This window comes from Micromonospora sp. SCSIO 07396, assembly GCF_053667945.1.
The window spans coordinates 204,712-217,125 of record NZ_CM132210.1 but is presented as its reverse complement, the minus strand read 5'-3'; the positions used below and the strand labels follow the sequence as shown (position 1 = coordinate 217,125).

Here is a 12,414-nt window from a genome sequence, read left to right as displayed (position 1 = left end):
GGGTCAGCGCCGGACCACCCGACGGGGCTTGCCCACGTTGCGCTCGGCGTACCGCCGCAACTGCTGCGAGCGGTAGTCCGACCCGAGCGCGACCAGCACCAGGTAGCCGAGCGCCACGCCGGCCCCGGCGGCGACGAGGTAGAGCCAGATCTGGGCGAAGAACAGCCCCGCGCCCCCACCGAACGGGTTGTTCCCGACCAGCAGCGGGCCGACGAGCACCGTCAGCAGCAGCGCCACGGCCACCGCCGCAGCCACGTCGGCACCCCACCGCGCCGCCGGAACAGCCTTACCCCAGGTGAACACCACCCCGGCCAGGACCAGCCCGATCACGACGAACATGCCCAGCGAGACCCGGTCGGCGGCGGCGTCGTTCCCGTCGAAGCCGAGTTTGATGATCACCCGGGCCACCACGTTGACCGCGAACAGGGCCGCCGCGAGTACGCCGACCGCCCGCCACCGCTGTGTCATCACACGCCTCCCGCCGTACCACCCGCCCCGTCGGCGGGTCTCCTGGCAGGAATATCTACCACCGCAGGCTGTGTGTCGTCATCACCCGTCGTGGCGACGCGGCTGCGGGCTGAGCATCTGCCGGAACGCCATCACCGCGAACGTCATCGCCCCGGTGGTGATCATCGCCAGTCCGACCCAGTTGTCCCCCGCCACCAGCAGGTCACCCTCGGCGGTCCGGACCGCCGCCACCGCCATCAGCACGAACCACGGCAGCGCCGGCAACGCCACCGCCCACTTCCGGCCGACCGCCGCGTACGCGAACCAGCTCACCGCGACCGCGCCCAGGATGGTGACCACCACCGACACCCCGATCAGCTGCCCGCCGGCCCGGACGGTGGACAGCAGCAGCCCGGTCACGGCGGTGAGCACCCCACCGACCACGGCGACCAGCCCACCGACCACCCGCAGCACGACGTCGAGCAGGCGTACCGTCCAGCCGGGCGGCGGCGGGACGGCGGCGGCCTCCTCCTCGACGACCGGCATCGGCGTGGCGGGCAGGGTCACCGGAGCCCGGCCGACGCCGTGGCCGCCGACGCGTCACCCGCCGGGGTCGCCTGCTCCGGCCGACGCGCCGCCGCCACCGGCCGGCCGTCCGGCAGGTCCACCGGGTCCGGGTCGATCCCGGCGAAGAGGTCGTTCTCCCAGCCGTTCGGGCCGCCCGCCGGGCCGGGCTCCCCCACCGCCAGGGTGAAGTACTCGACGCCCATGAACTCCGCGCCGAAGTTACCGGCGATCGCGTACAGCCAGGAGTCGGCCGGGATCTGGGTGGCGTGCGCCCGCATCGCCGCCTCCTTGGCCGCGTGCTGGTCGGTGGCGTCGATCCGGGCGGCGATCTGCTCGTCGGGGGTGCCGAACGGCAGGTCGTCGACGCTGTCGATGGCGGCGAAGGGGTTGTCCGACGACTCGGTGAACTGGCTCATCCCGGCCTCCAGGACGCTGCGCGGCAGCGCCGTCCAGTAGACCTTGGCCGGGGCGATGCCCTCCGCGCCGGCCAGCTCGTGGGCCCGCATCGCCACCCGGTGCGCCTGGATGTGGTCCGGGTGCCCGTAGAAGCCGTTCGGGTCGTAGGTGACCAGGACCTGCGGGCGGATCTCCCGGATGACCTCCAGGAGCAGCCCGGCGGCCTCGTCGAGGTCGGCCCGCCAGAACGCCCGAGGATGCTCGTTGGTGGGCATGCCCATCATCCCCGAGTCCCGGTAGCGGCCCGCGCCGCCGAGGAAACGGTGGTCGGTGACACCGAGCGCGGCGCAGGCGGCACCCAGCTCGCCGATCCGGAACCCGCCGAGCTGGTCGGCCTCGGCGGCGACGAGCTGCGCCAGCGCCGGAACGTGGACCTCGCCCTCCTCGCCGAGGGTGCAGGTCACCAGCGTGACGTGGGCCCCGGCGGCGGCGTAGTGCGCCATCGTCGACCCGGTGCCGATGGACTCGTCGTCGGGGTGCGCGTGGACCAGCAGCAGGCGTCGGTCGGGCAGCGTCGTCACGACCGTCACTCTAACCGGCGGTCCGGCGGCACCGGGGCGTACGCGTCCACGCAGGTCGGCCACATCACGCCCGACACGGCTCTACGATCCGGGTTGTGGACTTTCCCGAGCTGGCCGCCCGTACCCGTCGGTTCAGCCACGGGGCGCCGCGCGCCGTTTCCGTGGCCGACGACGGTTCCCGGGTGGTCTTCCTCCGCTCGGGCGGCCCGCAGGACCCGGCCGACGCGCTCTGGGCGCTGGAGACCGCCTCCGCCGAGGAACGGCTGATCGCCGACCCGGCCGTGCTGCTCGGCGAGGACGCCGACCCGGTGGCGCTGGCCCCCGGCGAACGGGCGTTACGCGAACGCCGCCGGCTCAGCGCCGCCGGCATCGGCTCGTACGCGCTGGACGGCGCGGGCCGGGTGGCGGTGTTCGCGCTGGCCGGCCGGTTGTTCCGGGCCGACCTGGTGCACGGCGACGTGATCGAGGTGAGCACCGTCGGGCCGGTGGTCGACCCGCGCCCCGACCCGACCGGGCAGCGGGTGGCGTACGTGACCGATGCCGCCGACGGGGTACGCCGGGGCGAGCTGCGGGTGGTCGCCCCGGACGGCACCGACACCCTGCTGGCCGGCGAGGACGGCGGGGTGACCTGGGGGCTCGCCGAGCACGTCGCGGCAGAGGAGTTCGGCAGGTTCCGGGGCTACTGGTGGGCCCCGGACGGGCGGATGGTGCTCGCCGCCCGGGTCGACGAGTCCCGGCTGCCCCGCTGGCACCTGCACGACCCGGCGGACCCGGCGACCCCGCCGACCACCGTCGCGTACCCCCGGGCGGGTGGGCCGAACGCCGAGGTCAGCCTGCACCTGCTCGACCTCGATGACGGCTGGGTCGACGTGCACTGGGACCGGGAGACCTACCCGTACCTGGCCTCGGTCGACTGGGCCGACGGGAACCCGCTGATCACCGTGCTGCGCCGGTCGCAGCAGCACGGCCTGGTGCTGGCGGTGGACCCGCGTACCGGGGAGACCCAGGTGCATGCCGAGCTGGCCGACCCGCGCTGGGTGGAGCCGATCCCGGGCACCCCGGCGCACCTGCCCGACGGCCGGGTGCTGGTCGGCGGTGAGTTGGCCCACGACGGGTACGACGCCCGCTGCCTGTTCGCCGACGGCACCCTGCTCACCCCGCCCTCGCTGTACGTGCGGCGGGTGGTGGGCCGGCTGCCCACCGGCCCCGGCCCGGCCGACCTGCTGGTCGAGGCGAGCGAGGGCGAACCGAGCCAACGGCACCTCTACCGGGTCCGTACGGTGATCGGCGGTGGGGTGGACGCCCGCCGGATGAGCAGTACCCCCGGCTGGCACACGGCGGTGGTCGGCGGGGACACCCTGGTCGTCGGCACCGCCTCGCTGGACGAGGCGGGGACGACCTGGTCGGTGTGGCGCGGCGACGGCGAGGTGGCCCGGCTGCGGTCGCTGGCCGCCACCCCGTCGTCGGCGCCCCGGCCGATGCTGGTCCGGGTGACCGACAGGCGGTTGCCGACGGCGGTGCTCTACCCGTCCGAGCACGTCAAGGGCACCCGGTTGCCGGTGCTGCTGGACGTCTACGGCGGCCCCGGCCACCAGGAGGTGGTGGCCGCCCGGTCGGCCTGGCTGGAGCGGCAGTGGTGGGCGGACTCCGGGTTCGCCGTGGTCACCGTCGACAACCGGGGTACGCCGGGCGTGGCACCCTCGTTCGAGAAGGCGATCCACCGGCGGGTGGCCGACGTGATCCTGACCGACCAGGTGGACGCGCTGACCGCGCTCGCCGGCAAGCATCCCGACCTGGACCTGGACCGGGTGGCGATCCGGGGCTGGTCGTTCGGCGGCTGGCTCGCCGGGCTGGCGGTGCTGCGCCACCCGGAGCTGTTCCGGTGCGGCATCGCCGGTGCCCCGGTCACCGACTGGGCGCTGTACGACACCGCGTACACCGAGCGCTACCTCGGCCTGCCCGACGACGGCATCGACGTGTACGGGCACCACTCGCTGGTGGAGCTGGCGGCGGAGCCGCTGCATCCCGGCGAGCCGGCCCGACCGCTGCTGCTGGTGCACGGCATGGTCGACGACAACGTGGTGGCCGCGCACACGCTGCGGCTGTCGGCGGCGCTGCTGTCGACCGGCCGGCCGCACGCGGTGCTGCCGCTGACCGGTGCCACCCACATGGCAGCCGGGGGGTTGTCCGAACGGCTGCTCCGCCTGGAACTCGACTTCCTCCGCACCCACCTGGGCTGAGCCGTGGCCGGACCGTCCCGCCGGACCGGGTCGGGGGTCGCCGGGCCGCCGACCGGGCGGGTCAGCGGGCGGCGGCCGGGCAGGTCAGCCGGCGGGTCAGCAGGCGGCGGCCGGGCAGGTCAGCCGGCGGGGCGGCGGGCCAGCAGGGCGAACGCGTTGGGCAGGCGGCCCCGGAAGGCCGCCGCGTCGACGTCGCCCATCCGCCAGAACGGCTCCGCGTACTCGTCGAGCTGCCGGATCTCCAGGCCGGCGGTGACCACGGCGGTGACGATCCGGCCGAGCGTCCACTGCCACATCACCGCCCCGTGGGCCGGGAAACTGTCGTCGGGGCAGACGAACGAGCGGCCGAAGTAGCTGCGGTCGGGTCGGATGCGCGGCTCGTCCAGGTCCCAGGTCCACAGGTCGGTGGCCGGGTGACCGTCGTGGACGAACAGGTGGCCGCCGGGGCGCAGCAGCCGGGCCATCTCCCCGGCCCAGGCGTCGATGTCGGGCATCCAGATCAGCGCGCCCTTGCCGGTGTAGACGAGGTCGGCACAGCCGTCGCGCAGCGGCACACCGGGGACCGTCCCGAGCAGGTAGTGGCAGGCGGCATCGAGGGCGTCGGCGCGCCCGCGCGCACCCTGGATCGCGTGCTCGCTGTAGTCGACGCCGATCACCATCCGGGCGCCGGCGTGGACCAGTGCGACGTCGTCCTGGCCGTTGCCGCTCTGCGGGTGGACCACCAGCGGGCGGGTCGCCAGGATGTCCCGGAGCAGCGCCCGTTCACTGGGGATGAGCGTGACACCGGCCGCCGCCTCGGCCGTCATCTGGTCGTCGGCCCAGACCCGCTCCTGGTGGGCCAGTTCCCAGGCGGTCCGGTTGGCACGCGACGTCGGGTCCATACCCGAACTGTCCCGACCGACGGACCGGCGGTCAATCGAATTGCGTCCCTGTCCGAGGGTCGACGCCGGCCCGGATCGACTCAACGTCACGGATATAGCGGTATCCGAGCCCCATGACACCCCAACATCGCCCCAATGACCCCACCCGCCCGCCCACGCCCCGCCTTGCCCCGGTGATCAAGAGGTTCGCGTCATCCTGCGGCCGGAATCTGACGCAAAGCTCTTGATCACCGGGGTCGGGTGGTGGACGAAGCGACCGAACGTCGAAACGGGGCTGCGGGAGAGGGCAGCGTCGATCACACTTTCGGGGGTCCCGCCCGCCCCACACCCCGGAGACCACATGCAGCCCTTGTACGAGGAGCGGACCGTACGACGTCGTCCCGGGTGGATGTGGGCCGGTGCTGCCGCTGGGCTGCTGCTCGCCGGGGGCATGTTCGTGGGCAACAGCACCAGGGCCCGAACCCCGGTCGCGGCGAACCGGCCGCCGGGAGAGACGTTCACGGCCTCCGGCACGGTGCTGCTCGGCGACAGGGGGTCCTTCGTCGCCGACGGTCATGGTGGCTGCGCCGGGACGGGCGGCCACGCCGACGTCCAGGCGGGTGCCCAGGTGGTCATCTTCGCCGGTCTCGGATTCGCCGGTGGACGGTTGACCGACGCCCGTGCACTCGCCGACGGCACCTGCCAGTTCCGGTTCTCGGTGTCGGGAATTCCGGCCCGCCAGGACAGCTACCTGCTGATGGTCGCCGACCGGGATTCCCGGCAGTACGTCGAACAGGAACTGAAGAGCACCCTGCTGGCCCTGCGGGTCGACTGACCGCCGGCCCGTCGCGCGACCCGGTCAGCGGATCATCTTCACCGCCCGGGTCGACGCCGCCGGGCGATCCGGCAGGCAGGACCGCTTCTCGTCAGAGCAGCCCGAGGCTGACGGCGAGCGGGGTGATCGTGGTGGGAGCACGCGGGTCGCGGGCGAGTTGATCGACCACCTTCCGTACCGCCGGCCGGTGCCGGACCTCGGCGGGCGCGACACGGTCGGCGCGGATCAGCGCCCGCGCCGCGCCGACCGGATCGCCGGTCAGCAGGTACCCGCGCGCCGCGTCGATCAGGTGGGCGGCTCGGTGCTCGACCGGCAGCCAGCGCCACCCGTCCCACCCGATCACCTCCTCGTGCCGGGCGACCGCCTGCGGGCCGTCGCCCAGTTCCACGGCGGCGGTGACCAGTCCCGCCTCGACGGCCGCCGGCCCGAACCCCGTCCGGTGATGGTCGTGACCGTCGCCGACCTGGGCGGCCATCTCGGTGGCCTCGTCCAACAGGCCGTCGGCCGCCCGATCGTCCCCCGTCCGTGCCGCGATCAATGCAGCCTGCACCAGTAGCGATCCGCACAACGACCACTCCTGCGGCATACCACGGTTGGGGTCGACCGGGGCGATCTGGTACGCGGCGGCCAGCATCACCGACCGCGCCCGCGCCACCGTCCGCAGCACCTGACCGAGTTGCACCGCCGCGCCCGCCAGCAACACCCGGTCACCGGTGGCGGCGGACATCGCCCGATCGGCGGCCAACCAGGCAAGGCTTCCCTCGTCCAGCTTCACCAGCAGCGCCGCCGTCAGCCGGTACGCCTGCACCACCGCCGCCCGGCCCGCCTCCGGGTCCCGCACGTGGGCACGATGCACCTCGGTCAACAATCCCGGCAGCAACTCCACCAGGCGCGGATACCGGGCCTGCTGGTACGCCGTCCACGCGTGCCCCAGCGCCCGCGCCAGCCGATCCGTCGACATCGTTTCCCGGCCCGTCGCCCGGCCAAGAGCCATCTCGTACGTCGACAGCGCCGCCCTGATCCGGGCGACGCTCGTATCGCGCGTGGCCATCTCGGCGGGTTGGGCGTCCCGACCGAGCAGCGTCGCGGTGTCGACCCGCAGCACCGCCGCGACCTCCCGGATGGTCGACATCCGTTCCAGCGGACGGACTCCACGCTCGACCTTGTCCACCCAACTCTTCGACTTGCCGAGCCGGTCGGCGAAGGACTGCTGCGACAGCTTCCGCCGCACCCGCAGGTACGCCACCCGCCGACCGATCGGCAACGCGTCACCGCTCACCGCGCCACCGCCGATCCGGCACCGCCCGGGTTGTTTCCTCCACGGGTATCCGCTCCGCCTCGGCCTGCGCCAGAATCCGCTGCCGGGCCGCCTCCCGCTCGGCGGCGTCGATCTGCTCACCCCGGCTCCCCGCCGATCCGTCGCCACGACGCTCCATCGCCACCTCCATCGACAACGCGGCAGCAGGTTCAGCCACCGCGCACTACGTGGATTCGACGCTGAAATGTCGCTGCGCACGACGTCATAGCAAGTGACAAAACGGTCGCCGATAGGACGACATTAGGGCGACAAATCGGTACCGTGACGGCATGGCTGCCCCCAACATCGCACTGCGCGCCGTTCGGACCAGGATGCGCATGAGCCAGGACGACTTCGCCCGCGCGCTGCAGGCCGCCGGCTACCGTGCCGGCGAACCCAACGACGCCAACAAGCGGCTCGTCCAACGCTGGGAGTCCGGGATGACCGCCGCCCCTCGGCCCGTGTACGCCCGTGCGTTGGAGGTCGTCACCGGCCTGCCCATCACACTGCTCGGCTTCGCCACGACCCCTGACGGCGACGCGGTCGACGACCAGGACGGCGGCGACCGCTCGCCCATGTCCGACCTGGCCACCCCGACGCCCAGATCAGCCGCCGCGCACGGGTCACACGAGGGGGTGTGGCTCAGCCGCTATCAATACCACTCCAGCAGTCGCGGCGAGTCCTTCGCCGGACAGCACTTCGTGGTGGTGCTCCAGCACGGCGACCGGTTGACCGTGCGCAGCCTGCCCGGCTCGGCGGCATCGTCGCTGTCGCTGGATCTCAGCGTGGACGGCGCCGTCGTCACCGGGACCTGGGTGGAGCAGACCGACCCCGCCGGCCACTACCGGGGAGCCCGCTACCACGGCGCGATCCAACTGCTGGTGGAGCCGACCGGTCGACGGATGGCCGGGAAGTGGGTCGGGTTCGGCAAGGACATGGACGTCAACACCGGCCCCTGGGAGCTGACCTTCCAGGACGCTTCCACGTCCAAGGCGACGCTCGACCGCTACAACGCCCCGCCCGAGTAGTCTCTCGACGCCGTGTGCCTCCCCGGTCGAGATCCGACTACTCACCTACCGAGGCGCGGGGGTGCGATTCCCTCGCCGCCACAGGGCCGTCCATGGGTAGCGTGCTGCGTCGGCCCGTACCGGCCGCTTGCTCGCCGAGAATCCGCAGCAGGGTTCGCGGCTCACGGGCCCACAGATCGAGGAGAACGGTGTCGGGGTGTTCGGCGACCACCCCGTGCGGTTCGCAGGCGGCGAGGGGGAAGTCCCGCAGGTTGCAGGTGATGATCGAGTCCGCTCCGGCTGCCACCGCGGCGGCCAGCACGTGCCGGTCCTTGGTGTCGTTGCGCATCTGGTCGATCAGGGTTTCGTAGCCGGTGACCAATGCGTCCTCGAAGGCAGCGTTCATGAACGCGATTCGCCGGTCGATCGCGGCTGCCGGCACCGGCACGTGCCGTCGGACCTCCGCAAGAATGTCCGGTGACCAGCGCGGCTGATAGAGGTCTTCCTCGGCCAGCCGCAACAGGAAGTCGCACAGTGCGTTGGGGATCAGAACGTTGGCGTCCAGGACCGCGATCGTCGTCACCCGTCAGGCCGCGTCATCCGTCTCGACCGGCGCGGGCTGCCCGTACATGCCCATCTCGACCGCGTCTGCAGTCAACTCGTCGAGGAGCGCCCGCCGGGCCTGCCCACGCCGATCCCGATAGGCCAGAACCTGGTCAAGCGGGATGCGGCGCGACGAGTTCGGCCGCGAATAGCCGATCTCGCCAGCCTCCAGCAGCTTGATCAGGGTGGGACGGGACACTCCGAGCAACCCCGCCGCCTCGGTGGTCGTCAACTCCCGGTCCACCGGCACGATTGCCACCCCCCGACCGGATGCCAGGACATCGGCGATCCGGGTCAACACGTCCCGCACGGACGACGGCACCTCGACCTGCGCCCCACCACGGGTCATCGCCAACGCCCCCGAGCCGTCGTGGAGCAAGCCGACCAACTCGGTAAGCGAATGGCGTTCGCTGTCCCCCGGCATGATCGCTTTCGCAGCCATAGCCCCTCCCTACCATTCGACGCCATCTCCATCATCCCCCGAAGTGAAAAAAGTGCAACCACCTTCGCGGTTCGGAGCGGCCCGAGCCGGTGGCGAGCGGGGTGGTCGTGGCGGGGCCACCCGGGCAACCGGGCCCGCTCGTGGCACCAATTGTGCAAATCGCGTGATTCACACGAGCGTTGACGGGCCAGCCAGCACCACGCAGCGCGCCCACGAGAGCCGACGGGCTCCCTCCCGATCGGCGTCGGGAGGGAGCCCGGTTCCGGCTCAGTGCGACGTCACTGCTTGACGTGGGCGTTGACGAAGGACGGGTAGCCGAAGACGCTGGAGATGAACACCCCGCCCACCTTCGAGCCGTGCACCGTGTAGGCCACATCCACGAAGAGCGGCACCACCGGGGCGTACTCGGTCATGATCCGCCGGTCGAGCTTGCCCCACTCGGGGCCCTGGTCGGCCGGGGGCATGGCCTGGATGCGGTCGATCTCGGCGTTGACCGCCGGGTCGTTGAAGTACGCCTGGTTGCTGTTGCCCTCGGCCTTGATCGTGCGGCCGTCGTAGAGCACCGGCAGGATCGACGCGCCGCTGGGCCAGTCGGCGGCCCAGTTGCCGATGTAGAGGTCCCACGGGTTGTTCTTCTTCTTGATCTCGTCGAGCTTCGCGTCGTCCGGGATGTTCCGCAGCGTGATCCTGAACCCGGCACGTTCCAGGTTGGCCTTGAGCTGGGTGCCCATCTGCTGCTCGGTGGTGTTGTCGGCGACCCCGAGGACCAGTTCCGGGGTCTTGCCGGCGAGCAGTTCCTTGGCCTTATCGACATCGCCGTTGGCGCCGGCCGGGTAGGCGTCGTACGCCTGGTAGCCGATGGTGGACGGCGGCATCAGGGTGGTCATCGGCTGGGCGACGGTCTGCCCGCCGAGCGCCTTGACCAGGCCGTCGCGGTCGATGGCGTAGTTGAGCGCCCGGCGGACGGCGAGGTCGGTGACCCGCTGGTTGTTGATGACGAGCTGGTTGGCGCTCGGCGTCGGCGACAGGACGCTGCGCGACTTGAGACCCCGGTCCTGGGCGACCCGGGCGACCAGCGAGGCCGGCACGTAGTTCCAGGCCAGCGCGCTCTGGTCGGCACCGTTGTCGGCGATCACCCGGTTGACGGCCGCGTCGGCGGTCGGCCCGAAGGTCCAGACGAACTGGTCCGGGTACTGGTGGCGGACCGGGTCGGTGGCCGGGTCCCAGTGCGGGTTGCGCTCCAGGGTGAGCTGCACGCCCGCCTGGTTCTTGGCGATCTTGTACGGCCCGGAGGAGAACGGCCGCTGGTCCAGGTTGACGCCGGTGTCCTGGTCCGGCCGCAGCGGCGCGGTGGTCGGCAGCGAGACCGCGAACGGCAGGTCGCAGCGGGGCTTGGCGAACTCGAACCGCAGCGTCTTCGCATCCGGGGTGGTCAGCCCCGGCGGCAGCGACGTCTTGTTCTTCGTGAAGTCCCACTTCGTGTCGTACTGCGGGGTGTCGGCCAGCCACTCCTGGAGGTAGGTGGGGCCGCCGGTCAGGTCGGGGTCGAAGGAGCGGGCGATGCCGTATGCGATCTCCCTGGACGTGACGGGGCTGCCGTCCTCGAACTTCACCCCGTCCTTGATGGTGTACTCCCAGACCCGGCAGTCGCTGTTCACGTTGTTGCCCGGGTTCTGGGCCAGGTCACCGACGAGGACCAGACTACCGTTGCCGTCGTCCTTCCAGGTGGTGAGGTAGCGGGCGAACAGCGGGTTGGCCATCAGGCCGGCGAACGAGTACGTCCGCTGCGGGTCCAGGTGGGAGATCGGGGTCTCCCGGATGATGGTGAAGGTGCCGCCCCGGGTCGCCCCCTCGATCTCGGCGGCGGGGCCCTGGGAGTCCTTCGGGTCGGTGGCGATCACCCCGGTCTGCTGCCGGTCGGTGTCCACGGTGGTGCCCTCGCCCGTGTTCTCCGAGCAGGCCCCCAACGCCACCACCAGGGCGATCGCCCCGCCCACGGCGGCTGCTGCGCGTGGTCGCATCTCCTACCTCCTCCACCCGGTCACCGGCGGAGGTGGCCGCCGACACCCGGGGATCGTCAAGAAGAAAAACTTCGGACTGTCTAGCAGATTCCGGTAACTTCCACCGCCCGACGGGCCGGTCAGCGCAACCGCACCCGGGGGTCGATCGCCGCGTACAGCAGATCCACCAGCACGTTCGCCAGCACCACGAAGACCGCCGCGATCAGCACGGTCGCCATGATGGTGGGCAGGTCACCGGCGCGTACCGCGTCGACCGCCGTACGGCCCATACCGTTGAGGCCGAAGGTCGTCTCGGTGATCACCGTGCCGCCCAGTGCGCCGCCGACGTCCAGGCCGGCGATCGTCACCACCGGCGTGATCGCCGCGCGCAGCGCGTGCCGGCCGTACACCGTGCGTTTGGCCAGGCCCTTGGCCCGTGCGGTCCGCACGAAGTCCTCCGAGAGTGTCTCCAGCATCTGCGCCCGGGACAGCCGGGCGTAGATGGCGGAGAAGAGGAACGCCAGCGACAGCCAGGCCAGCACCAGCCCGCCGGCCCAGCGCACCGGGTCGTCGAGCAGCGGCGTGTAGCTCGGTACCGGCAGCCAGCGCAGCGTGTAGACGAACACCAGCAGCAGCACCGCGCCCACGAAGTAGAGCTGCAACGACGCCCCGGCCAGTGAGAAGCCGATCGCCGCCCGGTCCAGCCAGGTGCCCCGGCGCAGCGCCGAGACCATGCCCAGGCCCACCCCGAGCAGCAGCCACAGCACCGCCGCCGGCACGACGATGCTCAACGTCACCGGCAGCACCCGGGCGATGGTGTCGCTGACCGCCTCGTTGGCGACGTACGACCATCCCAGGCAGGGTGCGTCGCACCTGCCGCCCTGGGCGCTGCCGAGGTCCCGGCCGGTCACGATGCCCTTCATGTAGCCGGCGTACTGGCTGATCAGCGGATCGCGCAGGCCCAGCTCCTGACGGACCCGCTCCAGCCGCTCCGGGTTGCAGTTCTTGGGGCACATCCCGGTGACCGGGTCGCGGGGCAGGGCGAAGAACATCAGGAAACTGAGCACGCTGACCGCGAAGAGCGTCAACACCGCCGAGAAGAGCCGCTTGACCAGGAACCGCGCCATCGCCGGGCCCTC

At 71.9% G+C, this 12,414-nt stretch carries 13 protein-coding genes; 3 read left to right on the top strand and 10 right to left on the bottom strand.

Going from position 1 to position 12,414, the window contains the following annotated elements:
• Positions 1 to 3: 3 nt before the first annotated feature.
• The 3 genes from ACWCHM_RS01050 to mshB all read right to left on the bottom strand — a co-directional run bounded on the left by ACWCHM_RS01050 (position 4) and on the right by mshB (position 2,000).
• Entirely contained in the window at positions 4 to 468 is a 465-nt protein-coding gene (locus tag ACWCHM_RS01050; RefSeq protein WP_421490122.1) for a hypothetical protein, read from the bottom strand.
• 81 nt (positions 469 to 549) lie between these two features.
• Positions 550 to 993 carry a hypothetical protein gene (locus ACWCHM_RS01045; RefSeq protein WP_204958193.1) on the bottom strand — a complete coding sequence of 148 codons (444 nt, stop codon included), beginning with the start codon at positions 991 to 993 and terminating at the stop codon, positions 550 to 552.
• 17 nt (positions 994 to 1,010) lie between these two features.
• Positions 1,011 to 2,000 (bottom strand): N-acetyl-1-D-myo-inositol-2-amino-2-deoxy-alpha-D-glucopyranoside deacetylase, encoded by a 990-nt coding sequence (mshB, locus tag ACWCHM_RS01040; RefSeq protein ID WP_421490121.1) that lies wholly within the window; start codon positions 1,998 to 2,000, stop codon positions 1,011 to 1,013.
• An 86-nt stretch (positions 2,001 to 2,086) separates the two neighbouring features.
• Here mshB and ACWCHM_RS01035 point away from each other — a divergent pair, with 86 nt between their 5' ends.
• Entirely contained in the window at positions 2,087 to 4,231 is a 2,145-nt protein-coding gene (locus tag ACWCHM_RS01035) for a S9 family peptidase (RefSeq protein WP_204957828.1), read from the top strand.
• A 119-nt stretch (positions 4,232 to 4,350) separates the two neighbouring features.
• Here the strand turns inward: ACWCHM_RS01035 and ACWCHM_RS01030 are convergent, their stop codons facing one another.
• Complete coding sequence (locus tag ACWCHM_RS01030; protein ID WP_421490120.1) at positions 4,351 to 5,112, bottom strand: class I SAM-dependent methyltransferase; 762 nt, start codon at positions 5,110 to 5,112, stop codon at positions 4,351 to 4,353.
• 340 nt (positions 5,113 to 5,452) lie between these two features.
• On the opposite strand from ACWCHM_RS01030, the gene ACWCHM_RS01025 reads away from it, so the two are divergent.
• On the top strand, positions 5,453 to 5,926 hold the full coding sequence (locus ACWCHM_RS01025; protein ID WP_454221278.1) for a hypothetical protein: 474 nt from the start codon (positions 5,453 to 5,455) through the stop codon (positions 5,924 to 5,926).
• A 91-nt stretch (positions 5,927 to 6,017) separates the two neighbouring features.
• On the opposite strand, the gene ACWCHM_RS01020 is transcribed toward ACWCHM_RS01025, so the two are convergent.
• Together ACWCHM_RS01020 and ACWCHM_RS01015 are read right to left on the bottom strand one after the other, a co-directional pair.
• Complete coding sequence (locus ACWCHM_RS01020; protein WP_454221277.1) at positions 6,018 to 7,205, bottom strand: helix-turn-helix domain-containing protein; 1,188 nt, start codon at positions 7,203 to 7,205, stop codon at positions 6,018 to 6,020.
• Positions 7,195 to 7,401, bottom strand: a complete 207-nt coding sequence (locus tag ACWCHM_RS01015) for a hypothetical protein (RefSeq protein WP_204958238.1) — start codon at positions 7,399 to 7,401, stop codon at positions 7,195 to 7,197. The genes ACWCHM_RS01020 and ACWCHM_RS01015 overlap by 11 nt, the downstream gene beginning before the upstream one ends.
• Before the next feature lie 112 nt (positions 7,402 to 7,513).
• Between ACWCHM_RS01015 and ACWCHM_RS01010 the strand changes: the two genes are divergently transcribed.
• Complete coding sequence (locus ACWCHM_RS01010; RefSeq protein ID WP_204957825.1) at positions 7,514 to 8,251, top strand: helix-turn-helix domain-containing protein; 738 nt, start codon at positions 7,514 to 7,516, stop codon at positions 8,249 to 8,251.
• Positions 8,252 to 8,288: 37 nt separating this feature from the next.
• Here ACWCHM_RS01010 and ACWCHM_RS01005 read toward each other — a convergent pair whose 3' ends face one another.
• The 4 genes from ACWCHM_RS01005 to ACWCHM_RS00990 all read right to left on the bottom strand — a co-directional run bounded on the left by ACWCHM_RS01005 (position 8,289) and on the right by ACWCHM_RS00990 (position 12,402).
• Positions 8,289 to 8,813: a PIN domain-containing protein gene (locus ACWCHM_RS01005; RefSeq protein ID WP_454221276.1), complete on the bottom strand. Its 525-nt coding sequence runs from the start codon at positions 8,811 to 8,813 to the stop codon at positions 8,289 to 8,291.
• Between the two features lie 3 nt (positions 8,814 to 8,816).
• Entirely contained in the window at positions 8,817 to 9,275 is a 459-nt protein-coding gene (locus tag ACWCHM_RS01000) for an excisionase family DNA-binding protein (RefSeq protein ID WP_204957823.1), read from the bottom strand.
• 278 nt (positions 9,276 to 9,553) lie between these two features.
• Positions 9,554 to 11,296 (bottom strand): ABC transporter substrate-binding protein, encoded by a 1,743-nt coding sequence (locus tag ACWCHM_RS00995; protein WP_454221275.1) that lies wholly within the window; start codon positions 11,294 to 11,296, stop codon positions 9,554 to 9,556.
• Positions 11,297 to 11,415: 119 nt separating this feature from the next.
• A complete protein-coding gene (locus ACWCHM_RS00990; protein ID WP_281894441.1) occupies positions 11,416 to 12,402 on the bottom strand; it encodes an ABC transporter permease in 987 nt (328 codons plus the stop codon).
• Positions 12,403 to 12,414 lie beyond the last annotated feature (12 nt).

Bases quoted from the DNA above. Each gene is read 5' to 3' on its own strand.
- ACWCHM_RS01050 (WP_421490122.1), bottom strand. From the start codon at position 468: ATGACACAGCGGTGGCGGGCGGTCGGCGTACTCGCGGCGGCCCTGTTC.
- ACWCHM_RS01045 (WP_204958193.1), bottom strand. From the start codon at position 993: ATGCCGGTCGTCGAGGAGGAGGCCGCCGCCGTCCCGCCGCCGCCCGGC.
- ACWCHM_RS01030 (WP_421490120.1), bottom strand. From the start codon at position 5,112: ATGGACCCGACGTCGCGTGCCAACCGGACCGCCTGGGAACTGGCCCAC.
- ACWCHM_RS01025 (WP_454221278.1), top strand. From the start codon at position 5,453: ATGCAGCCCTTGTACGAGGAGCGGACCGTACGACGTCGTCCCGGGTGG.
- ACWCHM_RS01010 (WP_204957825.1), top strand. From the start codon at position 7,514: ATGGCTGCCCCCAACATCGCACTGCGCGCCGTTCGGACCAGGATGCGC.
- ACWCHM_RS01000 (WP_204957823.1), bottom strand. From the start codon at position 9,275: ATGGCTGCGAAAGCGATCATGCCGGGGGACAGCGAACGCCATTCGCTT.
- ACWCHM_RS00995 (WP_454221275.1), bottom strand. From the start codon at position 11,296: ATGCGACCACGCGCAGCAGCCGCCGTGGGCGGGGCGATCGCCCTGGTG.
- ACWCHM_RS00990 (WP_281894441.1), bottom strand. From the start codon at position 12,402: ATGGCGCGGTTCCTGGTCAAGCGGCTCTTCTCGGCGGTGTTGACGCTC.